This window comes from Mesorhizobium sp. M1E.F.Ca.ET.045.02.1.1, from assembly GCF_003952485.1.
Classification (GTDB): Bacteria; Pseudomonadota; Alphaproteobacteria; order Rhizobiales; family Rhizobiaceae; genus Mesorhizobium.
Genome location: NZ_CP034447.1, coordinates 6,190,474 through 6,210,909, shown reverse-complemented (window position 1 = coordinate 6,210,909; position 20,436 = coordinate 6,190,474). Strand labels below are relative to the sequence as shown.

Genomic DNA, 20,436 nt, shown 5'->3' with positions numbered 1-20,436 from the left:
GTCAGCGGCGTTTCACCACGCCGCCTCAAGCGTCCTTCTTCAGGGGCTCCGGCTCATCCTCCGGCCCCTTTTCCCACCCGAAAACGCTGCGCCCTCCGAGCAGATGCGACTGGTCCATCTCGCCGGCGACAATCTCCTTCAAGCTCGGCCCCGTCACATAGCGCTCCATCCGCCGCGACTCCCCGTCCAGCCGCTTGAGCGCCTGCAGTTCCTCGTCCCGCCCGAGCTTGGCCTTCCCCACCGCCGATTTCAGCACCGCGATCGTCTCGTCATAGACCTTCAGCGGCACGGGGAAGGGGTGGCGGTCTTTGCCGCCGTGGGCGAGCGAGAAGCGGGCCGGGTCGGAGAAGCGGTAGGGCGCGCCGTGCACCACTTCCGACACCATGGCCAAGGCCCGCACCGTGCGCGGGCCGACGCCGGGCACAAGCAGCAGCTCGGGAAAATCCTTCGGGCCGCTTTCGATCGCCGACGCGATGTTGCCGTGCAGCCGGCGCATGACGATGTCGCTCTCGCGCACGTCGTGATGCGCGGGCATGACGAGGTTGGGGAGCAGCGGCTGCGCGGCCGGCTCGGGCTCGGGCTTCGCGGTTTCTTGGGGCTCCAGCGCGGCAAGCTCGCTCAGGATCTTTTCCGGGCTCATGGTCTTCAGAAGCGCGACCTGGCCTCCGCGCGCTTTCTCCGCGCGATGGTCGGTGAGGTTGACGATCTCGCCCTGGCGCTCGCCCTCGATCGCGGCATGCGGCTGGTCGACGAAGCTCGTTAGCCCCTCCGACAGCCAGTGGTAGCGCCGCGCCTGGCGGGCATCGCCGTTCATGCCCTGCTGCACCACCACCCAGCGCCCGTCATCGCTGACGATGAAGCCGTGCAGATAAAGGTCGTAGCCGTCCTGCACGGCGGCGCTGTCCACCTTGGCGACGAGGCGGCTGGCGGTGGCGAGGGCATCGCCGTCCAGGCCGACGCGGTCGCCGATGGCGATGAGCTCACCCGGCGTCTTGCGCGAATGCGCGCCGCGCCCGCCGCAGACATGGATGCCGAGCTCGCCGGCCATCGGATTGAGGCCGCGTTTCAGCGCGCCGATGACGGAAGTGGTGATGCCGGAGGAATGCCAGTCCATGCCCATCACGGCGCCGAAGGACTGGAACCAGAACGGATGCGCCAGGCGCCGCAAAAGCTCGTCGCGGCCGTAGTGGTGGATGATGGCTTCGCACAGCACCGCGCCGAGCCTGGTCATGCGCTCGCCCAGCCATTTCGGGACCCGCCCGCCATGCAGCGGCAGGTCGGCGCTGCCGCTTCGCTGCGTCACGTCGATTCTCCGTGGATGCCGGCGACTTAGATGGCATTTCGGGAGGGATTTGCAAGGCGGGTGCAAATCTCCCCTCTTGAGGGGGGAGATGGCCGCGAAGCGGCCAGAGGGGGTCGTCTCACATGGAGCGCCGGCGTCCAGAATCCTCCACCTTGTCTCTTTGCCGCGAAGGGCGTTGGCGCTCCACGCGCGGTGACCCCTCTGTCGCCTTTGGCGACATCTCCCCCACAAGGGGCACAAGGGGGGAGATCAGCCGACCTCGTCAATAGCGGCACACCCGCACGCGTTCCAGCACGCGGTGGTGATGGTGCCAGTGCCTCACCCACCTCACATGGCAATGGCGGTAGTGATGGTGCCGGTAGTAGCGGTACGGATAACGCATCGTGTAGCGGGGATAATAGCCGCCGTAATAGCGTGGGCCGTAGTAGCGCGGGCCGTAATAGCGACCGCCATAGAACGGATCGCCGTAATACGGGCCGTAAAAGGGGCCGAAGCCGCCGAACGGACCGAAAAAGCCGCCGCCAAGACCGAAGAACTGTGCATCAGCAGGCGCGACCGTGGCTGCCGCGGAGGCAACGGCGATCACCGAAGCAAGTAGCAGTTTTTTCATGGCAACCTCCTCCTGAAGGTTCACCATGACAACGCTCGGGCCGGCGAAAGGCTTCCTGCGCGGCGTTCACAGGATATCAGTGGCATGTGAAGACCGGCCCGAGTGTGCAGCGGCAGGTCGGCGCTGCCGTTTCGCTGCGACGTGTGCTTTCCGTTACGAATGCCGGCTTTGTAGATGGCTTTTGGGCGGGATTTGCAAGGGGGCTGATCTCGCCTCAAGAGGGGAGATCAGCCAATGCCGACCCGGCTCAATACCTGCAGATGCGGATCGCCTCGTACCTGTGGTGGCGGTGCCTCACATACTCGATATGGCATCGCCTGTGGTGCCGGTAGTAGTAATGCTGACGATAGTAATAGTGCGGCCTGTAGCTGTAATATTCGCCGTAATACGGACGATACATATAGCGATCGCCGTAATAGTCGCCATAGTAGGGCCCGTAGTCGTCATAATAGTCATTGTAATAACCGTCGCCGATGCCGATCCCGAATTCGAGGCGGCCGGCGTTGGCCGGGCCGATCAAGGTGGCCGCCGACGCAATGGCTACGACGGAGGCGAGCAGGAGCTTTTTCATAGACCTCCTCCTTAAAGGTTGATCGCCTCATAAACGCTTCGGAGGCAGCCTATGTTCCCAATCGCTAATATCCCCATCGCGCAGATAAGCAGGCGGCGATGGCTAATCCTACGCCTGGGAGATTAGCCATCGCTATCGGCTTCGCTCAGTCGCCCTTAGTCGCAGATACGCACTCGTTCGATGACGCGGTGGTGATGGCGCCAGTGTTTCACGATCCTAATCCGGCAATTATCATCATAATACCGGTTATGATAGCGCACCACATAACGCTCACGATAGGGAGTGTAGTAGTCGTCGTCATAGATGTGTCGGTAATAGCGATGAGGGTAATACCCGCCATAGTAGTCGTCTCCGTAATAGGGGTCGTAGGACGGGCCTATGCCGATACCGAACTGGACGCTGCCGGCGCTAGCCGGCGCGATCGCGAACGCCGAGGCGATGGCGATCATCGAAGCAAACAGAAGCTTTTTCATCGCTGCCTCCTCTTTCGATGGATGCCCCTTCAGGCAATAAACGGTTTCGGCGCGGACGGTGTTCCCGGGAAAATGCATCGCCCTATCTCTCCTCCTGTGGGAGAGAAAGCGATTTCAACATCTTAGCCGAAGGCTAAGTGCTAGAAATCGCAAGTGAGGGGAAAAGCGCCGGCCTCCGACAAAGGGTGCCGGCGCCCTACGAAATCCCCTTTCTTGCGTCTCTTTCCAAAACAACGAGGGGAGATAGACGCCGCCGTCGCCATACCGCCACTTGCTGTCGCGGCGCCGCGCGTACCCGCCGGCGCCGTCGGCTACTCAATCGCCCAGCCAATCCCGGCAACCACAGGAGCTGCCCATGACCAAGCCCACCATCCTCAAATTCGGCGCCGTCGAGCATGCCGAGGCCGGCGATCTGCCGGGCTGGGTCGTCGTCGAGGGCAGGCCGACCATGCAGACCGCCGTCCAGCACACCGCCGAGGACGGCAAAGTGATGTCGGGCACCTGGCGCGCCTCGCCCGGCACCTACCATGCCACCTACACCGACTATGAATTCGTGCACATGATCGCCGGCCGCATCGTCATCACCCCGGATGGCGGCGAGCCGGTCGAGGTCGGTCCCGGCGACGCCTTCGTGGTCGAGGCCGATTTCAAGGGTACCTGGCAGATCCTCGAGCCGGTGACCAAGCATTTTGTCGTCGTGGTGGGATAGAGCGCCTTCGCCGAAACTGCCGATCTACCCCTTGCGGGGGAGATGCCCGGCAGGGCAGGGGGGTGTGAAGGATCGCCAACCCTTCCGATAACGGCTTCAACCATCGGGAGTCGCAACCTCTCCAGTTGACACGCTGGCGGGACAGCACCCCCCTCTGGCCTGCCGGCCATCTCCCCGCAAGGGGAGATCACGCGCTCGATCGACCTGCCTACCGCCCCACCTTGGAAATCACCCTTTTCTCCACCTCCGGCTCCAGCGATTCCGCGAACGGCGTCGCTAGGTGATGCTGGTCGCGGAAGGCGAGCTGGCCGTCGATGAAGACGTGGCAGGTGGTGGCGTTGCAGAAGCGGTCGGTAAGGTCGACGTAAGAGGCGTTGGGCACGCTGGTGACGATCTCGCGCTCGATCGCCGCCATCTTGTCGTTGGCGGCATCGGCGCGGGTCTGGTCGCAGAGCGAAGGCGCCTTGTCGCGCCACAGCGCGCGCGACACGCAGGTGTCGATGTTCTCGTCGTTGAACGGCACGTCGCGGATGAAGGCGATCTTCAGCCCGGCCTTGCTCAGGCTCGTAAGCGTCGAACGCAGGCCGGCCCGCCACACGGCGTCCGGCGTGTCCGGCTGGCCCTTGCCTTCCGCCATCTTGCGCGAAGAGGTCAGCGCCAGCTCCGAGATCACCACCAGCGAAGGCTTCGCGGCAATGATCTCCTTGATCGCCTGCTCGCGCCATTGGTCGCATTCGCGGTAGTCGCGGTTGAGCTTCGTGACGAAGTAGGAGTAGCGCGAGGGACGGCACGAGCTTTTCAGCCAGGTTTCGACGCGGTAGCCGTTCTTTTTGCCCGCCTCGATCAGCGGCGTCGACCAATGATCGGCGTGGGAATCGCCGAACAGCGCGATCATGCGCTGGCCATTGCCGAACACACAGGGTTTCGGCGTCACCGTGTCGTAGCCCTCGACGCAGGCCTTGGCGCGCGCGGTCGCGGGTTCGGCGGCGCTTGCCGCGATGCTGCGCTGCTCGGGGTTCTGGTGGCGCACCGCAAGCGCGGCATTGCCGTAGGCGGCTGCGACGCCGGTGCCGGTCAGGAGGAGGGCCGGCACCAGCGCCCGCGCCGCATTGGCCATAAGCCAGCCGTTGCGGCGGATCGGATTCTCGATGAGATGGTAGCTCAGTGCCGAAAGCGCCAGCGTCAGCCCGAGGCAGGCCAGGCGTTGGGCGAGCGTCAGCTCCTCCACCAGCATGCCGGCATAGACGATGACCGGCCAGTGCCACAGATAGAGCGAATAGGAAAGTTTTCCGATCCACTGCAAGGGCGGCAGCGCGAGGAGGGCGCTGGGGCCACTCCTCGCGTCGGCCGCGCCCGCCAGCAGCAGAAGGACAGTGCCGGCAACCGGCACCAGGGCCAGAAAACCGGGGAAGGGAGCCTCCTCGCTGAAGGTAAGGTAAGCGAAAGCAATCAGCGCCAGCCCGCAGAGGCTGAACGCCAGGGCAAGCCGCGGGCGCCTCTCCAGCAGCCATGCCGGCGCCATCGAGGCCAGCCCGCCGGCGGCGAACTCCCAGGCGCGCAGCGGCGAGAAATAGAAGGCCCAGGGCTGCGACACGGGGGTCAGCCACGCGCAGACCGCGAAGGAGACGAGGCCAGCAATGCCGATCGCAAACATGATGGTCCGCTTGCCGGGCTTCAGCCAGGCCGCCAGCATCAAGAGCGCCGGCCAGGCGAGATAGAACTGCTCCTCCACCGACAGCGACCAGTAGTGGATGAAGGGGTTGTTGGCGGCGTCGTTGGCGAAATAGTCGAACGACCAGCGGATCAGCCACAGGTTGATCATATAGGCCGAGGCGAACATCGCGCCCTTGGAATAGAGCGCCTGCTCCTCCGGCGACAGGATGATCGCGCCCGCGGCAAGCGTCGCGGCGATGACGAAAAGCGCCACCGGCAGCAGCCTGCGCGCGCGCCGGGCGTAGAAGCGCAGGAAATCGAGCCGGCCGGTCTGTGAAATCTCGGTGGTGAGATGGCGGGTGATCAGGTAGCCGGAGATGACGAAGAAGATGTCGACGCCGGCAAAGCCGCCGGGCAGCGCGCTGAGGCCGAAATGGAAAGCGACGACGCCCGCCACGGCGAGCGCGCGCAACCCCTCGATGTCGGGCCGGAAATCCGGCGATGGTGCTGGCACGAAGACGAACCTCGCAACGGTCGTTCGTATCCCGCCTTGGGATCAAGCCTCGGCTCTACGCGCTCATATTGCAATGCAACAAATCTAACGCAGTGCAACATAGGGGGAGATGGCGAGGGGCGCGCGCGGCGCCGGAACTGCCGATCTCCCCCCTTGCGGGGGAGATGCCCGGCAGGGCAGAGGGGGGTGCGAAGGAACGCGGCGTTTCCCGCTCTGCCTGACAAAAATCCCATGTCTCAGGAAAGCAGGCCGAATGCAGAGAGGTTGGAGGGACAGCACCCCCCTCTGTCCTGCCGGACATCTCCCCCGCAAGGGGGGAGATTGGCTGTCGCCCGCGCAGCGCTCTCCGCCTCAATCACGCCTTCTTCAAAAACTCCGTCTTCAGCACCAGGCCCTTCACCTGCTTGGTGTTGCATTCGATCTCGCCGGGATTGCCGGTGAGGCGGATGTTCTTCACCAGCGTGCCGCGCTTGATCGTCTCGGACGTGCCCTTGACCTTGAGGTCCTTGATCAGGGTCACGGAGTCGCCATCCTTCAGCGGCGTGCCGTTGCTGTCTTTTACGATCGCGTCTGTCATGTCGGGTCTTTCATCGTTTGAATGACGGTGCGTCCGCCTATCGCGCCGATGATGGGCTGGTCAAGCCGATCACCCCTCAATCGTCACCTCCGCCTCGATCTCGACCGGGAGATCGAACGGCAGGGCGGCGACGCCGATTGCCGTGCGGGCGTGGCGGCCGACCTCCGGGCCGAAGACCTCGAGGATAAGATCGGAAAAGCCGTTCATCACTGCCGGCGTCGCGGTGAAGCGTGGCGCCGAATTGACCATGCCGTGCACGCGGCACCAGCCGGTGATCCTGTCGAGGCTGCCGAGCTCGCGCGTGAGGCTCCCGAGCATCGACAGCCCGACCTTGCGTGCTGAAGCCCGCGCCTCTTCCAGCGAGACACTGTCGCCGACCACGCCGCGCCTCCTGGCGCCGCGCCGCGACGAGCTTTCCGGTTCGCCGTCCTTTCGTCAAGAATGACTTGGCCCGAAGAAGAAATGGACTTGGCCTGAAAAACTGGCTCCGAAAAATTAGGCCCGCGCGGACCGCAGCTTTGCGATCCGCGCGGGCGGGCGCCGGCCCCCGCCGGCAGCGCCAAGCCTCCCAACCCTCAGGCTGGCTGGGTGGCTATCTGGTTCGGCCTTTTGCCCGGCCGATCGTTTTTCCTCGCCGATCCGCAGCCGCCGAGCGGCCTCCCGTGAACGGCTCCCCTTTTGTCTTAAGCAATTCCGGACGGAAGCCGCTGAGCATTTCTCGTCGAATTGCTTCTAGAAATGCAGGTCCAGCGGCGGCGGATAGGCCTGGCCCGGTTCGGCGGTCTTCGCCATCGCGCCGGCCGGAAGCATAATGCCGCCGGTGGCTTTTTCATCGAGCAGCGGCCGGTGTTTCTCGGTGTTGCACTTTATCTCGGTTGCCAGGATTTTCGTCTTAGCCTCCGCTGCTTGCGGCAGGGCAAACGTGAGGACAAGCGCCGATAGCGCCGACAGGATGATTTTCATGACGATGTTCCCTCTTGGCTTTGCCGCCTCCTCAATGTTTGAAACCGGACGCGTCGAGCAGGGCGACCTGCCTGCCGTCGATGTAGAAGCGAATCGCGTGCGTGTCGTTGTCGATGGCGATGCGCGTCGGTTGAAGAGCCTGCGCCGCGGGCGCCTGGGGAACTTTCGAGGTAAGGCCTCCGTCGGGCGCGTTGGCAAAGAGCAGCGCCAATGCGATGCATCCCGCGGTGAATACAATGAAGTGAGTCTGGAAGAGGCGGTTGAGGTCATGTGAAGCCGTTCCTTCCTGAGGAGGTGGCATTACGGTTCGGTTGTTCCCGAAAGCCGGGTTTCGCCGTTGCTCGAAATCGAGCGTGTCACAGCTCTACGAAGGAAAGGGGAACTCAAGCCCCACATTCAGCGCGTTTTTCCTGACGGTCTGCCCCTTGCCCGTCGCGAGCTTAGCGCTGGTCGCCGACCCGAAAAGAGAGTACATGCGGAACACCGTGGAATTCTCTGGAATTCCTGGAATATTAGCATATGGAAAACTAGTCGGCTAAGAGCGCGGATCCTGGTGAATGTCTTGCACAGCGGCCTTGCGGCGAGCCTGAAAGCATGATCTTCGCTCGAACAGGAGGCCGATCCCGATTCCATCGGGATGCAACGGGTGCAGCCGGATGGCACTGAATATCGCGCAGAAGTTGCGACTGACTTCGGTCGTGCTCGGAACCGCCACCCGCAAGGACCTGGCGGCGGCGTTCCGCGCCGTCAACCCGAAGACGGCTTTCGATGTCGGCCGGGCCGACAAATGGCTCCAGGGCCGCGCCCAGCCTCGCGAGCACAGCGTCTATGAAGATTGGGCGAAAGTGCTGCGCCTCGAACAGCCCGGCGCCTGGATCGCTGAGAGCGATCTGCCGACCTTCGCGGCCACGATAGCGGCACGCCACGGCATCGATACGGCGGAGCTCGAACGCCGCGCAAGCGCCCAGTCGGAGGCCTCGCCCGGACACGACGACAAGGGCGTCGGCCAGGCGCTTGCCGGAACCTACGCCTGCTATTCGCGCGCCTGGTCGCCCTATTATCGCGGCCAACTCATCAGGGGCCGCCTGTCGATCGAGGCCGGTCCGGGCGTGCATGGGTTCACCGCCACCTATCGCGAGACGTTGCCGACCGGCCAGTTGCAGCTCGGCGGCCCGGTCACGCCGGCAAAGCGCAGCCTCTATCTGCATCTGAAGGAGGTCGGCGGCGAGGCGCAGTTCTTCCTTTGCCTGTTTCCGCAGACGCAGCCGGTGAGTGTGCTCGGCGGCTATATGTGCGGCACCGCCATCATCGGCCCCGAGCCGCAACCCTCGCTCACCAGGATCTTGTTGGTGCGCCTGCGCGATGCGCCCGCCGCCGAACAATGGGGCGGGTACTTGTCGCCTGGAACCTCGATCGCCGCCGACCTGGCGAGCCTCGGCATCGTCATCGAGCATCCGGACGCGGTCGACCGGCAGCTCGGCCAGTTCCTCAGCGCCGAAAGCGACGGCGGCGTCAACCAGATCCCGCCGGCCGAATTCCGCGCCATCATCGAAGTGTTCGACCGCCACTGGCTGCAGCATGCGGGCTAAGGGCGTGCTTGACAGTGCGGCCGCATCGCGCTCACCTGCGCCGGTCGTTGACCCGTGCAGGAACGGACGATGAAGAAGACCTACGAGAAGCCCAGGCTGCAAAAGCGCGGCAGGCTTTCGGCCGTGACCGCCGCCGCGCCGTCGTCCGGATTCACGTTCTGAGATCCGCCCCGGCTGCCGACTGTCCAAACTTGACAATCGCCCCCCGCGGCGCTCATTTTGCGCGGATCGTGTTCAGGGGGAATCTCGATGAAGAAAGCATACAGCAAGCCGACGCTTGACAAGCGCGGAAAGCTCTCCGCCGTCACGGCCGCCAACGGCGCGTCCATAGCGATCTGACGAACGTTTTCGGACCCTCGCGCGGAAACCTCGCGCCGCTTCCGGCCAGGAGCGGGCGGTACACTGCATAGTGCCCGCCCGTCCGGCGCCGCCGCCAAGCTGCTGAAACCCCGTCCGTCCCCAACAGCAACGGTCATGGCGTGACCAGTGACTGCGGAGTGCCACTGGCCGGGCCTGCTGTCAACGCCGGGGGAGGAGCCCGGCGCGAGGCGTTTTCCGCATTGTGCAGGGCCGAAATTGGTCCCCCGCGATCACGCCATGCGGTTGCCGCAGGCCCGGAAAATGGCGGATTTCCGGGCTTTTTGGCCATCCCGCGAGCCGGCTGCGGCTTGTGTGCCTATCCGCTTGAATAGGTTCGTTTTTCGCCGGCTGACCTGTTTTCGAGGCTCGGTTCTCAACCTGACTTTTTTTGGGGGCATTTCCGCAACGCAACATTGGCGCCAGATATCGCTCTTTGAACGGCCAAATCTCCCTCTCGAGGGGTTGAGGGAGCGGTCGGCACGGCAGACGGAAGCCGTTGCCTGGAGAGGAGAGATCAGGCACCTCTGTGAACAGCTTCATGGTGCCCTGACGCCGGTGTGGTATGATATACGATGCGAGCGGGAGGGTGCGATGACCGATCGGTTGCTCGAGATTCTCGCCAGGCGCAAAACGTGGCTGGATCGTATGGCGCTTGGGTTGCTCATTTTCCTGGCAACGCTGATCGCCGCGCTGATGGGCGGCGCCAGCGCCTGAGGGACGTCAGCCCTCGGCGATCGTCAAAGGCTTGGCTATTCCTGACTGACTGGCACGCTGTAGCCGCGCAGGCCGGTCCCGTTGCAGTTCTGGCAGGTCAGCCTCTGGCCGGGGCAATTGTCGCGGCGGCTGCCGGCTGCCGGGCAGCAGGTGCCGTTGGAGGCGACCCACTTGTCGCATTGGAACACCTTGCCTGCCCCCTGGCATTGAGGGCAGGCGAACTTTCTGAAATCGCTCAAACGGCCTCCGGCCGGTCCAAACGGGCTTGGTAACGCCGCGACGGCGGTGCGCGGGTTCCAAGGCATGCGCCCGTTTGTTCGGCAAGCAAATAGATAACATTATTTAGCTTAAGCTAATGAGGCGGAATGCGACCTGCAATGCAAGTGTGGCGGCGTTCGCAGGCTGGCTTGATGGCGATTGCGAAAGTGGTCGCGATAGCTGATCTCATCCCATGGAGGAGATTGGCAGCTTCTGTTCCCCGCACACTTCGCGCACGATCCCCCGCAGCCAGCGATGCGCCGGGTCGGCGTCGACGCGCGGGTGCCATAGCAGCGAGATGGTGAGCCCGGCGAGCCGCATCGGCAGCGCGAAGGTGAACAGGCCTTCGCGGAGCTTGCCGGTGTAGCGCTCGGGCACCGTGGCGATGAGGTCGGAGCCGCGGGCGAGCGCCAGCGCTTCGGCAAAGCCGCCGACCACGGTCGTGATCGTCCGCGCCAGCCCCGCGAGTTCCAGCGCGTCATCGACCGGCCCGCGATCGAGGCCGCGGCGCGAGATCAGGATGTGGCGTCCGGCGGCGAAGCGGGCAGCGGTGATCCCGCCTTCGCTCAACGAATGACCCGGCCGCACGACGCCGACGAAGCGGTCGCGGAACAGCGCCTGCGCCCGCACCTCCGGCCCGGTCGAGCCGCCGACCACGCCGGTTTCGAGGTCGACGCTGCCCTCGCGCATCGGCGCGCTGTCCTTGTCTGGTTTCGGCACGAAACGGAGCTGCACCCCCGGCGCTTCCTCCGCGACGCGCGCTAAAAGGGCAGGGCCGAAATTCTCGACGAAACCGTCGCTGTTGCGCAGCGTGAAGCTGCGGACCAGCCGCTTGAGGTCGAGCCGTTCTGCCGGACGCAGTACGGCCTCCGCGTCCCTCACCAGCCGGCCGACCTCGGCGCCGAGCTCGATGGCGCGCGGCGTCGGCACCAGGCCGCGCCCGGCGCGCACCAAAAGCGGATCGCCGGTCGCCTCGCGCAGCCTTGCCAAGGCGCGGCTCATGGCCGAGGGGCTGAGCTTCAGCCGCCGTGCCGCCTTGGCAACGCTGCCTTCGGCAAGCAGCACATCCAGCGTGACGAGCAGGTTGAGATCGGGTCGCGACATGGCGCGACCTTAGCACGCTTGCAGCGCCATGACATGGCGTTTCATGCACTGTTCAAGTGCAAATGCTGCGTGTTCCGCCATATCAGCCGCGCGCTTATCTTCCCGGCAAGTTTCACCTGAGCCGGAGAAGAACCATGACCGACATCGCCGATACAGCCGCCGTACCGGCAAGCCGCTCGACGACCGGCGCGCTGGCCAGCCTGTCGCTGGCCATGCTCTTGTCCTCGCTCAGCACCAGCATCGCCAATGTCGCGCTGCCGACGCTGAGCATAGTCTTCGCTGCCTCCTTCCCGGCGGTGCAGTGGGTGGTGCTCGCCTATCTCTTGGCCATCACCGCGCTCATCGTCAGCGTCGGACGGCTGGGCGATCTCGTCGGTCGCCGCTTGCTGCTGGTCGCCGGCCTTGGCCTGTTCAGCGCCGCGTCGTTGGCGGCGGCGCTCGCGCCGACGCTGCCGCTGCTGGTCGCCGCCCGAGCCGCGCAAGGCCTGGGTGCTGCGGTGATGATGGCACTGACCATTGCCTTCGTCGGCGAGACAGTGCCGAGGGAGCGCATCGGCAGCGCCATGGGTCTGCTCGGCACCATGTCGGCGATCGGCACAGCCCTTGGACCGACGCTCGGCGGCGTGCTGATCGCCTCTTTCGGCTGGCGTGCGATCTTCCTCGTCAATGCCGTGCTCGGTATTGTGGCCGTAGTTGCCGCACACCGCTTCCTGCCTGCCGATCAAGCGGCGAAACTTCTCCGCCCAGCGGCGAAACTCGTCCGTGAGGCGAGGAGCGACAAACCACGCTTCGACATTCTGGGCACGATCCTGCTGGCGCTGACGCTCGCCGCCTACGCGCTGACGATGACGATCGGGCGCGGTCATTTCGGCGGCATGAACGCCGCGCTGCTTGGCATCGCCGCTCTCGGCGCCGGGCTGTTCCTCTACGTCGAGGGCAAGGTGGCCTCGCCTTTGGTCAAGCCCGCGCTGTTCCGCGATCCGGTGCTGGCGCCGAGCCTTGCCATGAACGCGCTGGTCTCGACGGTGATGATGGCGACGCTGGTGGTCGGGCCCTTCTTCCTGTCTCGCGCGCTGGGGCTCGGCGAGGCGCCGGTCGGCGCCGTCCTTTCCATCGGCCCGATCGTGTCGGCGCTGTGTGGTGTGGTCGCTGGCCGCGTCGTCGATCGCCTCGGCGCGTCGGCGATGGTCGTCGCCGGGCTGGCGCTGATGGCCGCTGGCTGTGTCGCGCTCTCGGTGTTGCCGGCGCTGTTCGGCGTCGCCGGCTACGCGGCGGCGATCGTGCTTCTGACGCCCGGCTACCAGCTCTTTCAGGCGGCCAACAACACCGCCGTCATGGCCGATGTCGACAGCAACGAGCGCGGCGTGGTGTCGGGCATGCTCAGCCTCTCGCGCAATCTCGGCCTCGTCACCGGCACGGCGGCGATGGGGGCGGTATTTGCCTTCGCGGTGGGGGCGGGGGACATCGCCGGCGCGGCGCCGGAAGCGGTCGCGGACGGAATGCGATTCACGTTCGCTGTGGCGGCGGGGCTGGTGGTGATAGCGATGACGATCGCGGTGGCAGGTTGGCGAAGGCGCTGACGCGCTCAATCTCCCCCCTTGAGGGGGAGATGGCCGGCAGGCCAGAGGGGGTCGTCTCACCTAGATCGCCAACGTCTTTCGCGACGAGAGACGACGCCGGCGCCCCACGCGCGGCGACCCCCTCTGTCGCCTTCGGCGACATCTCCCCCACAAGGGGGGAGATCGGCGGTTTCAGCGCCACCGCAGGGTAACCCACCACACATTCCCGCAACCCGTCCTGTCGTCCTTGGCCCCATGCTGCCCCCGAACGTCACTCAAATCGGGCGGATGTTCTGGTTGTGGTGGAAGACGTTATCGGGGTCGTACTTGGTCTTCACGTCCACCAGCCGGTCGTAGACAGGCTCGCCATACGCCTCGCGGACCCGGTTCGGATCTTCGTCGTTGCCGAGGAAGTTGATGTAAACGCCTTCGCGGAACGGCCCGAGGGCGGCGAAGAACCTCCTCGTCCAGGCGGTGTCCTGGTCGCCATAGTCCTCGCCGGGTCGCCACGCCGCGTCCAGGGTGATCGCGTGCGACGCCTGGCGGTTCCCAAACGCCGTCTCGCCCTCGGCCACACGGCTCACCGCCCCCTTCAGTTGGAACAGCGCCACGTAGGACCGCGGCGATGAGGAGGAGAACGCGTGCCCGGCGATCACGTCGACAAGCTCGTCGTGGAGCTCGGGCAGGTGGGTGGACTTCCAGTAGTAGTTCCAGCCGTGGGGGACGGTTGAGTCGAGAGCGCTCTGGAATCCCACGTACGGCGTGGGCCCGACCAGGTCGAGGAGGGGAGTCCCGAATGCGCGGAGCGGGCGGAGCGTCTTCTCACCGTCCTCGATCGGCCCGGCGTAGCAGCTACCCACGATCATCACGGGGCGCCAGTGCAGATCCTCAGGGATGACGGGCAGCGGCGGGGCGGTACCGAACCTCACGACCGTGCCTAGCTCGTCGGGAGCATCGCGGACGAAGTCGCGGTAGAAGCGGAGGACATCCCCGGCGTCGTTTGCGTCCCATAGGATGGGCCCGGCCAGTACGGCAGGCCCGACGGCGTGGAGACGGAACTCGAACGAGGTGACCACGCCGAAGTTGCCACCACCGCCTCGCAATGCCCAGAACAGGTCGGAGTGCTCGTCCTCGGACGCCCGCAGCAGATCACCGTCGGCCGTTACGACGTCGGCGGCGAGTAGGTTGTCGACTGTGAGGCCGTGCTTGCGCATCAGCCAGCCGACGCCACCGCCGAGGGTGAGCCCGGCGACTCCGGTGTGGCTCACGATTCCGCCGGTGGTGGCCAGACCGTGCGCCTGGGTCTCGCGGTCGACGTCGCCCCAGAGCGCGCCACCCTGCACCCAGGCGCTGCGGTCGGCGGGATCGACTCGCACGCCCCGCATCGCCGAGAGGTCGATGACGATCCCGTCGTCGCAAACGGCGGTGCCCGCCACGTTGTGGCCTCCGCCTCGTATGGCGATCTCCATATCGTTGTCGCGGGCGAAGCGCACGGCCGCGATCACGTCGGCGGTCCCGATGCATCGGGCGATCAGGCGCGGGCGCCGGTCGATGGCGCCGTTCCAGACTGCGCGGGCGATGTCGTAGTCGGCGTGGTCGGCACTGATCAGCCGGCCTTGGAATCCGTTGATCTCCGCGACGCTTGGCTGCTGGCTCCGGTGGCCGACGATCATAGTTGTCATTGTCGTGTCCTCTCACTCGAAGGAAGGCCACATCGGACCACCGCGGACCGCTGCCGTATAGTCAAGAATCTGGACTTCACAGCCGACGGCGGGCGTGGAACACTGGCGGCGTGAGAACGTACGGCCAGTACTGCCCCATCGCCCGCGGCGCCGAGATTTTCGCCGAGCGCTGGACACCGCTGATCATCCGCAATTTGTACCTTGGCTGCGGAAGCTTCAGCGAGATCCTGGAGGGCGCGCCCGGACTCTCCCGTACGCTGCTCTCGGAGCGGCTCAGGCAGCTCGAATGGGTCGGGGTCGTCGAGTCGACACCCAAGCCCGACGGGCGCGGGCGCCACTATGAGCTCACGTCCGCGGGCCACGACCTCTTCACGGTCTGCCAGTCGCTCGGCGAGTGGGGTGCACATTGGCTCGAGATTGCTCCCCAGCACCTCGACCCCTTTGTGGCTCTGTGGTCGATGTGCAATGCGCTCCGCAGGGACAGGCTCCCGGATCGACGCGTCGTCATCCGTTTCGACTTCACGGGCCGCCCGCGCCGTGAGCGCTATTGGCTGCTCATCGAGCTTGGAGACACCGAGATCTGCAAGATGTGCCCTGGCTTCGACGAGGACCTCTACATCACGGCGGAAGCCGAAGCCTTCGTCAAATGGCACGCCGGACAGCTTACTTGGGCCCAGGCCACCCGCGAGGGCCGCATCCAACTCGACGGCGACCTGTCGCTCGCCAGAGCCTTCCCGACCTGGAACGCCCGCAGCATGTTCGCTCACATCAGGCCGGTCTCCCGCGCCGCCGTGAGTCCCGCGGGCTGAAATCCTCGGTTCGGCCCTCCCGTCGCGGCGCCGCACCGCCGCCAATGTTACCCATCACACATTCGCCGCCACCAGTCCTGTCGTAACTCAGCCCCAAGCCGGTGGCGACGAGGCTTTCGTAAATTGGCCGATTTTGATATTGCGTGCGGTCATCTCCCGCCGCGAGAAGCAAAGGGGTAAATGGCAGTCGAAGGGTGCCTGGTCGCATGACCGACGGTCCGTATATCGGGCCGCTGGACATCTGCGTGCTCGGCGATTTCCAGGTGGCCCGTGATGGCGCGCTGCTCGACCTGCCGCCGTCGCGCAAGACGAGAGCCTTGCTCGCCTATCTCGCGGTCACCGGCAAGCCGCATCAGCGCGAGCGGCTTTGCGAGATCTTCTGGGACATTCCCGACGATCCGCGCGGCGCCTTACGCTGGAGCCTGTCCAAGATCCGCCAGGTGCTCGGCGACGACGAATCCGCCCTGGTCGCCGACCGCAACTCGGTCTCCCTCAAGGTCGCAACGGACTATGCCCGGCTGCTGCCGCTGGCGAAGGGCGATCTTTCCTTGGCGTCGACGGAAGAGCTCGAGGCCGTTGCCGGTTCGATCCGAGGCGATTTCCTCGCCGATCTCTCGCTCGACCGCTGCTTCGAATACGAGGCCTGGCGCGCGGGCGTCGCCAGCGAGGTCGAGATCGTCGAGCTCGGCATATTGCGCGAGCTGGTCGAGCGCCTTGCCGGCGAGCCGAGGCGGGCGCTGCCGCTTGCCCGGCGCCTGCGCCGGCTGCTGCCGGAGGATGTCGGCCTGGCGGAAGAGATCGAGGCGCTGGAGGAGAAGGTCAGGGCAATGGCCGCCCAGCCGGCACCACGCTCTCCGCAACCGGCCGCGACTGGCGTGGCGCCGGTGCAATCGCCTTCGCCGGCGAAGAGCCCGATGGCCGCGCAGGACCCTGGCCGCGCCGTCCACTTCTGCCGGGCCCGCGACGGCACGAGGCTTGCTTTTGCCAAGACCGGCAGCGGCCCGGCCATCCTGCGCGCCGCGCATTGGATGTCGCATCTCACCTTCGACTGGGACAGCCCGATCTGGCGGCACTGGATGTCGGCGCTGTCGCGCGAGAACCAACTGGTGCGCTACGACGAGCGTTGCAACGGCCTGTCGCAGCGCCACGTCGTCGACGTCTCGTTCGACACCATGGTCTCGGACCTCGAATGCGTGGTCGAGGCGGCCGGGCTCGACCGCTTCACGCTTCTCGGCCTCTCGCAGAGCTGCGCGGTATCGGTCGCCTACGCCATACGCCATCCCGAGAAGGTGTCGGGCATGATCCTCTATGGCGGCTACGTCAAAGGCTGGCGGGCGCGCGGCGACGCCGGCGAGATCGCGACGCGCGAGGCGATCGCGACGCTGATGCGCGAGGGCTGGGGCAAGTCGAACCCGATGTTCCGCCAGGTTTTCTGCTCCATGTTCATCCCCGGCGCCACGCACGAGCATTTCGCCTGGATGGACGATCTGATGCTGCGCACCATATCGCCGGACGACGCCTGGCGCCTGCAGAACGCCTTCTCCGTGATCGATGTCAGCGACCTCTTGGAAAAGGTGCGGGTGCCGACCCTGGTGCTGCACGCGCGCGAAGACAACGTCGCCCCGGTCGAATCCGGTCGCACCATGGCCGCGGGCATTCCCGGCGCGCGCTTCTTCGAGCTGGAGAGCCGCAACCACATCCTGCTCGAAGGCGAACCCGCCTTCGATGAGTTCGTCGGCCACGTCCGCGCCTTCGTCGCCGAGACCGCGGGGTCCTAGACATGTTCCTTCCGCGATCGCGTAATTTCGCCGCCGCGCGCGAAACCTATCTTGAGTGGCGGCGGTTCATTCCGCCTTCGGCCGGTGCCTCAGCTACCCCAACGCCCCCCGCCCACTGCGGCACCGGCCTCAATCTTCTCCGGACAATCTAAGTTGTTCAGCCCTTGGCCAGCGGCACGGTGAACACTGTCGCGGTGCCGGTTAGGCAGAGCTCGCCGGCTTCGTTGCGCACCGATGTCTCCAGCTTTGTGATCGGCTTGTCGGCGCGCACCTCCTTGACCTCGACGCGGCCGGTGATCAATTCGCCGACGCCGACCGCCTTGACGAATTTCCATGAGACTTCGAGGAACACCGAGCCGGGACCGGGAAGGTCCTCCGCTACCACCGCGTTGAGCATGCCGGAGGTGACGCCGCCCTGCACAATGAGCTTGCCGAACACCGAAGCCTCGGCCAGCGCCTTATCGTAATGCAGCGGGTTGCGGTCGCCGGTCATCTCCGCGAACGCGTCGATATCCTGCGGTCGCGTGCGCCGCGAACGCTCGGCGACGGCGCCCACCCGCGGCCGCCCCTTGATGACGCCGATCCACCCGTCCTTCGTCAAATGCACAGTCATGGTCTTGCTCCGGTTCGATTGCGGTAGAGGTTCGAGGTGCTCAGATTCGAGGCGCCGGCCGGAGCCTGCGGCTCGTCCTGGTTGGCCGGCGCCCGATACGGCCGGCCCTTGGCGGACGAGGCGCGGAGGACCGGCATCGGCTGTCCGGCCAGCGCCTGGACCTCGGCTTTCATGACGGCGCTGAAGCGGCGATGCCGCTCGCCGATGTCGGCGAGCGTCCAGTCGAAACCCGCTACCGCGTCCGTGGTGTCGAGGATCTGGTTGGCGAACCGGTCGCGCTCCTGCTGCCAGGCCGCGAAGGCCGCCGCCGAGCCGTCGAGGACCGCGTGCGCCAGGCCCGCGGCATCGCGCAGCGCGTCGGAGATGCCGTGCGCGGTGAGCGGGTCGCGGAAGAAGCCGGCATCGCCGACCAGTGCCCAGCCGGGGCCGCAAGCCTGGCGGATGTAACCCGGCACGCCACGGAACGCCTGCAGGCGGACATCCTTCGGCGCCCGGCTCGCCTGTTCGGCAAGCGCCGGCGAAAGCGCCTCCAGCACCTCCATGCGAGCCCCGCCGTGGCGGAGGCGGAAGCGCTGGTCGAACAGCCGCGTCGGCACCGAAGCGACGATGCAGGCCAGCCCGTCATTGGTCGGGATCAGGGATCCGGCGATGCCGTCGCGGAAATACCATTGGTAGCCGCCCCTTGGTTCGACAGGCGCGTAGGCAAAGACATGGGCGGCCGAAACGGTACCGCTTCGCAGCACCTGCGCGTCGCAGCATTTCGCGACCAGCGAACCGATGCCGTCGGCGCCGACCACGATGTCGGCGCTCACCCGCAAGGCGGCGCGGCCGGCGCCGCGGATCTCGACGCCGCGCACGCGTCCGCGCGTGTCGGCAAAGAGGTCGCCGACCGCCATGTCGTGCAGGAACTCGGCGCCGGCATTGCGCGCGGCGTCGACGAGCATGCGGTCGAGCACGGTGCGCCGCGGCGCGATCAGGCCGGGAAGGTCAGGCCCGGCATTGAGCGGGATGGTGATCTCCTCGTCGCCATAGTGGAACGTCGTTGCCTCGATCAGCGGCGTGCCGGCCTTGAGCAGCGGCTCCAGCAGGCCCCAGCGCGAAAGCTGCAGCACGGCGGGCCGCATCAGCGCATGCGTCGACAGCGTGTCGGAGCCATAGGGCCTGCGATCGATTGCCAGCACTTTCAGGCCAGCACGCGCCAGCAGCAGGGCCGTCGAGGCGCCGGCGCAGCGCGCGCCGACGACGATGGCGTCGTAGCGGGTGCGTTTGGGCACGGGCGGAAGGGAAATCGGGGTCATCGGCATCGTCATTGTCCTCAGGCGGCCTCCTTCAGGCGGCTTGGCGGCCGTTGCGGTCGAGATAGCGGGAGATCTCGGCGGCGATCGCTTGCGCGTCGGCGCCGACGCCGCCGATGAAGTTGGAATCGCGCTTGCGCAGGAAGCGGAAGCCGAGCGCGTAGAGGCCGGGAACGCTGGTGACGCCGCCCTGATGCGCGAGCTCGCCGTCGGCGCCGAGCGCCAGCGGCTCCAGCCAGCCGAACGACCGCGCATAGCCGGTCGCCCAGATGATGGTGCGGATCGAGCCGTCCCTCAGCGAAAGCCGCTGGGGCCAAGCCGAAGGCACGGCTACCGGCTCGCGCCGGCCTGGTCGCGCGTCGCCGGCGAAGCGGTCGATCTCGGCGAGCAGGCGCGCTTGCTTCATTTCCGCCGCCGCGATCTGCGTCGCGAGATCGTCGGCGAAGACGATCTCGCGATCGGCAATCCCGCGCACGCGTCCGGCCAGCTCGACGCCAAGCGCTTGCAGCGTGGCGAGGTCGACATCGGTCTTGTCCGGCCGCCCGGCGAGCTGCAGCGAAGGCTGGCGCCTGGCGCTCTCGGGGTTGGCGAGCGCGTCGAGCGGTTGCGCCATGAAACCCATCCGGCAGAGCCAGAAGAAGATATCCTTGCCGCGCCAGCGCCTCGGCAGGCGCGTGTGCTTGCCGACGGACAGCGTCACCCGCCGCCCCGCGCGGGCGAGCTCGTCGGCGATCTGCACGCCGGAGGAGGACGCGCCGACGACCAGCACCCCGCCGGGCGGCAGTTCGCCGGGGGAACGATATTGCGAAGCGTGGATGCCGAGCGGCTCGCCCTCAGTTGCAAAAGGGATCGACGGCCGGTCGCAATGGCCCGTTGCCACCACAACGGCCTTGGCCGACCAGGCGCCGGCGCTGGTTTCGAGCGCAAAGCCGTCGCCGGTCCGTCTCGAGGAGAAAACCTCGATGCCGCATTCGACCGGCGCCTGCCAGCGCCCCGCATGGGCCTCCAGGCTCGCCACGAAAGCGTGTTTGTCCATGAAGCCGTCCGGATCGTCGCCTTGATAGGGCGAGCCCGGCAGCGCGTTCAGCCAGTTGGGCGTCAGGAGCCTGAGAGAGCGCCAGCTCTGCGAGCGCCAGCGTTCGCCGATGCGGCCGCGCTCCAGCACGGCATGCTCGACGCCGGTCCGGCCGAGGCAATGGCTGAGCGCAAGGCCGGCCTGGCCCGCGCCGACAATGACGACGTCAGCCCGTTTCATGGTTCCGTTCCGCTGGCAGAGGAGGGAAACGGTCCGGACCGGACCGT

The 20,436-nt window shown here is 66.2% G+C and carries 23 protein-coding genes; 9 read left to right on the top strand and 14 right to left on the bottom strand.

Going from position 1 to position 20,436, the window contains the following annotated elements:
• Positions 1 to 25: 25 nt before the first annotated feature.
• The 4 genes from EJ070_RS30165 to EJ070_RS30150 all read right to left on the bottom strand — a co-directional run bounded on the left by EJ070_RS30165 (position 26) and on the right by EJ070_RS30150 (position 3,035).
• Positions 26 to 1,303 (bottom strand): DUF763 domain-containing protein, encoded by a 1,278-nt coding sequence (locus tag EJ070_RS30165; protein WP_126094623.1) that lies wholly within the window; start codon positions 1,301 to 1,303, stop codon positions 26 to 28.
• A 262-nt stretch (positions 1,304 to 1,565) separates the two neighbouring features.
• Positions 1,566 to 1,913, bottom strand: a complete 348-nt coding sequence (locus EJ070_RS30160; RefSeq protein WP_126094622.1) for a hypothetical protein — start codon at positions 1,911 to 1,913, stop codon at positions 1,566 to 1,568.
• A 247-nt stretch (positions 1,914 to 2,160) separates the two neighbouring features.
• Entirely contained in the window at positions 2,161 to 2,484 is a 324-nt protein-coding gene (locus EJ070_RS30155) for a hypothetical protein (RefSeq protein ID WP_126094621.1), read from the bottom strand.
• Positions 2,485 to 2,639: 155 nt separating this feature from the next.
• On the bottom strand, positions 2,640 to 3,035 hold the full coding sequence (locus EJ070_RS30150; protein ID WP_245464711.1) for a hypothetical protein: 396 nt from the start codon (positions 3,033 to 3,035) through the stop codon (positions 2,640 to 2,642).
• Positions 3,036 to 3,312: 277 nt separating this feature from the next.
• On the opposite strand from EJ070_RS30150, the gene EJ070_RS30145 reads away from it, so the two are divergent.
• Entirely contained in the window at positions 3,313 to 3,666 is a 354-nt protein-coding gene (locus EJ070_RS30145; protein ID WP_126094620.1) for a cupin domain-containing protein, read from the top strand.
• 208 nt (positions 3,667 to 3,874) lie between these two features.
• Here the strand turns inward: EJ070_RS30145 and EJ070_RS30140 are convergent, their stop codons facing one another.
• From EJ070_RS30140 to EJ070_RS30120, 4 genes are all read right to left on the bottom strand, one after another.
• Complete coding sequence (locus EJ070_RS30140; protein ID WP_126094619.1) at positions 3,875 to 5,833, bottom strand: acyltransferase family protein; 1,959 nt, start codon at positions 5,831 to 5,833, stop codon at positions 3,875 to 3,877.
• A 355-nt stretch (positions 5,834 to 6,188) separates the two neighbouring features.
• The gene (locus tag EJ070_RS30130; RefSeq protein WP_126094618.1) at positions 6,189 to 6,410 is read right to left on the bottom strand and encodes an alkylphosphonate utilization protein; all 222 of its coding nucleotides are present in this window, start codon (positions 6,408 to 6,410) and stop codon (positions 6,189 to 6,191) included.
• A gap of 69 nt (positions 6,411 to 6,479) precedes the next feature.
• Complete coding sequence (locus tag EJ070_RS30125; protein WP_126094617.1) at positions 6,480 to 6,791, bottom strand: RidA family protein; 312 nt, start codon at positions 6,789 to 6,791, stop codon at positions 6,480 to 6,482.
• Positions 6,792 to 7,142: 351 nt separating this feature from the next.
• Entirely contained in the window at positions 7,143 to 7,373 is a 231-nt protein-coding gene (locus EJ070_RS30120) for a hypothetical protein (RefSeq protein WP_126094616.1), read from the bottom strand.
• Between EJ070_RS30120 and EJ070_RS36475 the strand changes: the two genes are divergently transcribed.
• The 5 genes from EJ070_RS36475 to EJ070_RS37515 all read left to right on the top strand — a co-directional run bounded on the left by EJ070_RS36475 (position 7,372) and on the right by EJ070_RS37515 (position 10,036).
• Positions 7,372 to 7,647 (top strand): hypothetical protein, encoded by a 276-nt coding sequence (locus EJ070_RS36475; RefSeq protein WP_189350135.1) that lies wholly within the window; start codon positions 7,372 to 7,374, stop codon positions 7,645 to 7,647. The two genes, EJ070_RS30120 and EJ070_RS36475, sit on opposite strands and share 2 nt — an antisense overlap.
• A gap of 382 nt (positions 7,648 to 8,029) precedes the next feature.
• The gene (locus tag EJ070_RS30110) at positions 8,030 to 8,962 is read left to right on the top strand and encodes a hypothetical protein (RefSeq protein WP_126094614.1); all 933 of its coding nucleotides are present in this window, start codon (positions 8,030 to 8,032) and stop codon (positions 8,960 to 8,962) included.
• 69 nt (positions 8,963 to 9,031) lie between these two features.
• A complete protein-coding gene (locus EJ070_RS30105) occupies positions 9,032 to 9,124 on the top strand; it encodes a lasso RiPP family leader peptide-containing protein (RefSeq protein ID WP_126094613.1) in 93 nt (30 codons plus the stop codon).
• An 87-nt stretch (positions 9,125 to 9,211) separates the two neighbouring features.
• Positions 9,212 to 9,301, top strand: coding sequence for a putative RiPP precursor (locus EJ070_RS30100; RefSeq protein WP_126094612.1), 90 nt, complete (start codon positions 9,212 to 9,214; stop codon positions 9,299 to 9,301).
• Positions 9,302 to 9,913: 612 nt separating this feature from the next.
• On the top strand, positions 9,914 to 10,036 hold the full coding sequence (locus EJ070_RS37515; protein ID WP_281059631.1) for a hypothetical protein: 123 nt from the start codon (positions 9,914 to 9,916) through the stop codon (positions 10,034 to 10,036).
• Between the two features lie 35 nt (positions 10,037 to 10,071).
• Here EJ070_RS37515 and EJ070_RS30095 read toward each other — a convergent pair whose 3' ends face one another.
• Positions 10,072 to 10,275, bottom strand: a complete 204-nt coding sequence (locus EJ070_RS30095; protein WP_126094611.1) for a hypothetical protein — start codon at positions 10,273 to 10,275, stop codon at positions 10,072 to 10,074.
• A gap of 205 nt (positions 10,276 to 10,480) precedes the next feature.
• Complete coding sequence (locus EJ070_RS30090) at positions 10,481 to 11,398, bottom strand: LysR family transcriptional regulator (protein WP_126094610.1); 918 nt, start codon at positions 11,396 to 11,398, stop codon at positions 10,481 to 10,483.
• A gap of 134 nt (positions 11,399 to 11,532) precedes the next feature.
• Here EJ070_RS30090 and EJ070_RS30085 point away from each other — a divergent pair, with 134 nt between their 5' ends.
• A complete protein-coding gene (locus tag EJ070_RS30085) occupies positions 11,533 to 12,978 on the top strand; it encodes an MFS transporter (RefSeq protein ID WP_245464710.1) in 1,446 nt (481 codons plus the stop codon).
• Positions 12,979 to 13,232: 254 nt separating this feature from the next.
• On the opposite strand, the gene EJ070_RS30075 is transcribed toward EJ070_RS30085, so the two are convergent.
• Positions 13,233 to 14,639 (bottom strand): FAD-binding oxidoreductase, encoded by a 1,407-nt coding sequence (locus EJ070_RS30075; protein WP_126094607.1) that lies wholly within the window; start codon positions 14,637 to 14,639, stop codon positions 13,233 to 13,235.
• A 110-nt stretch (positions 14,640 to 14,749) separates the two neighbouring features.
• Here EJ070_RS30075 and EJ070_RS30070 point away from each other — a divergent pair, with 110 nt between their 5' ends.
• Entirely contained in the window at positions 14,750 to 15,448 is a 699-nt protein-coding gene (locus EJ070_RS30070) for a helix-turn-helix domain-containing protein (protein WP_126094606.1), read from the top strand.
• 206 nt (positions 15,449 to 15,654) lie between these two features.
• On the top strand, positions 15,655 to 17,226 hold the full coding sequence (locus EJ070_RS37270; RefSeq protein WP_245464709.1) for an alpha/beta fold hydrolase: 1,572 nt from the start codon (positions 15,655 to 15,657) through the stop codon (positions 17,224 to 17,226).
• 157 nt (positions 17,227 to 17,383) lie between these two features.
• Here the strand turns inward: EJ070_RS37270 and EJ070_RS30060 are convergent, their stop codons facing one another.
• From EJ070_RS30060 to EJ070_RS30050, 3 genes are read right to left on the bottom strand one after another with little or no spacing between them, the layout of a single operon-like run.
• Positions 17,384 to 17,839 (bottom strand): MaoC family dehydratase, encoded by a 456-nt coding sequence (locus tag EJ070_RS30060; protein WP_126094605.1) that lies wholly within the window; start codon positions 17,837 to 17,839, stop codon positions 17,384 to 17,386.
• Positions 17,836 to 19,143: an NAD(P)/FAD-dependent oxidoreductase gene (locus EJ070_RS30055; RefSeq protein WP_189350133.1), complete on the bottom strand. Its 1,308-nt coding sequence runs from the start codon at positions 19,141 to 19,143 to the stop codon at positions 17,836 to 17,838. The genes EJ070_RS30060 and EJ070_RS30055 overlap by 4 nt, the downstream gene beginning before the upstream one ends.
• Before the next feature lie 25 nt (positions 19,144 to 19,168).
• Positions 19,169 to 20,389, bottom strand: coding sequence for an NAD(P)/FAD-dependent oxidoreductase (locus EJ070_RS30050; RefSeq protein ID WP_126094603.1), 1,221 nt, complete (start codon positions 20,387 to 20,389; stop codon positions 19,169 to 19,171).
• Between the last annotated feature and the right edge of the window lie 47 nt (positions 20,390 to 20,436).

Coding starts and splice junctions, on each gene's coding strand:
- EJ070_RS30060 (WP_126094605.1), bottom strand. CDS start 17,839: ATGACTGTGCATTTGACGAAGGACGGGTGGATCGGCGTCATCAAGGGG.
- EJ070_RS30150 (WP_245464711.1), bottom strand. CDS start 3,035: ATGCATTTTCCCGGGAACACCGTCCGCGCCGAAACCGTTTATTGCCTG.
- EJ070_RS30130 (WP_126094618.1), bottom strand. CDS start 6,410: ATGACAGACGCGATCGTAAAAGACAGCAACGGCACGCCGCTGAAGGAT.
- EJ070_RS37515 (WP_281059631.1), top strand. CDS start 9,914: ATGACCGATCGGTTGCTCGAGATTCTCGCCAGGCGCAAAACGTGGCTG.
- EJ070_RS30075 (WP_126094607.1), bottom strand. CDS start 14,639: ATGACAACTATGATCGTCGGCCACCGGAGCCAGCAGCCAAGCGTCGCG.
- EJ070_RS30055 (WP_189350133.1), bottom strand. CDS start 19,143: ATGCCGATGACCCCGATTTCCCTTCCGCCCGTGCCCAAACGCACCCGC.
- EJ070_RS30120 (WP_126094616.1), bottom strand. CDS start 7,373: ATGAAAATCATCCTGTCGGCGCTATCGGCGCTTGTCCTCACGTTTGCC.
- EJ070_RS30160 (WP_126094622.1), bottom strand. CDS start 1,913: ATGAAAAAACTGCTACTTGCTTCGGTGATCGCCGTTGCCTCCGCGGCA.
- EJ070_RS30085 (WP_245464710.1), top strand. CDS start 11,533: ATGACCGACATCGCCGATACAGCCGCCGTACCGGCAAGCCGCTCGACG.
- EJ070_RS30105 (WP_126094613.1), top strand. CDS start 9,032: ATGAAGAAGACCTACGAGAAGCCCAGGCTGCAAAAGCGCGGCAGGCTT.
- EJ070_RS30050 (WP_126094603.1), bottom strand. CDS start 20,389: ATGAAACGGGCTGACGTCGTCATTGTCGGCGCGGGCCAGGCCGGCCTT.
- EJ070_RS30090 (WP_126094610.1), bottom strand. CDS start 11,398: ATGTCGCGACCCGATCTCAACCTGCTCGTCACGCTGGATGTGCTGCTT.
- EJ070_RS36475 (WP_189350135.1), top strand. CDS start 7,372: ATGACGATGTTCCCTCTTGGCTTTGCCGCCTCCTCAATGTTTGAAACC.
- EJ070_RS37270 (WP_245464709.1), top strand. CDS start 15,655: ATGACCGACGGTCCGTATATCGGGCCGCTGGACATCTGCGTGCTCGGC.
- EJ070_RS30155 (WP_126094621.1), bottom strand. CDS start 2,484: ATGAAAAAGCTCCTGCTCGCCTCCGTCGTAGCCATTGCGTCGGCGGCC.
- EJ070_RS30110 (WP_126094614.1), top strand. CDS start 8,030: ATGGCACTGAATATCGCGCAGAAGTTGCGACTGACTTCGGTCGTGCTC.
- EJ070_RS30100 (WP_126094612.1), top strand. CDS start 9,212: ATGAAGAAAGCATACAGCAAGCCGACGCTTGACAAGCGCGGAAAGCTC.
- EJ070_RS30145 (WP_126094620.1), top strand. CDS start 3,313: ATGACCAAGCCCACCATCCTCAAATTCGGCGCCGTCGAGCATGCCGAG.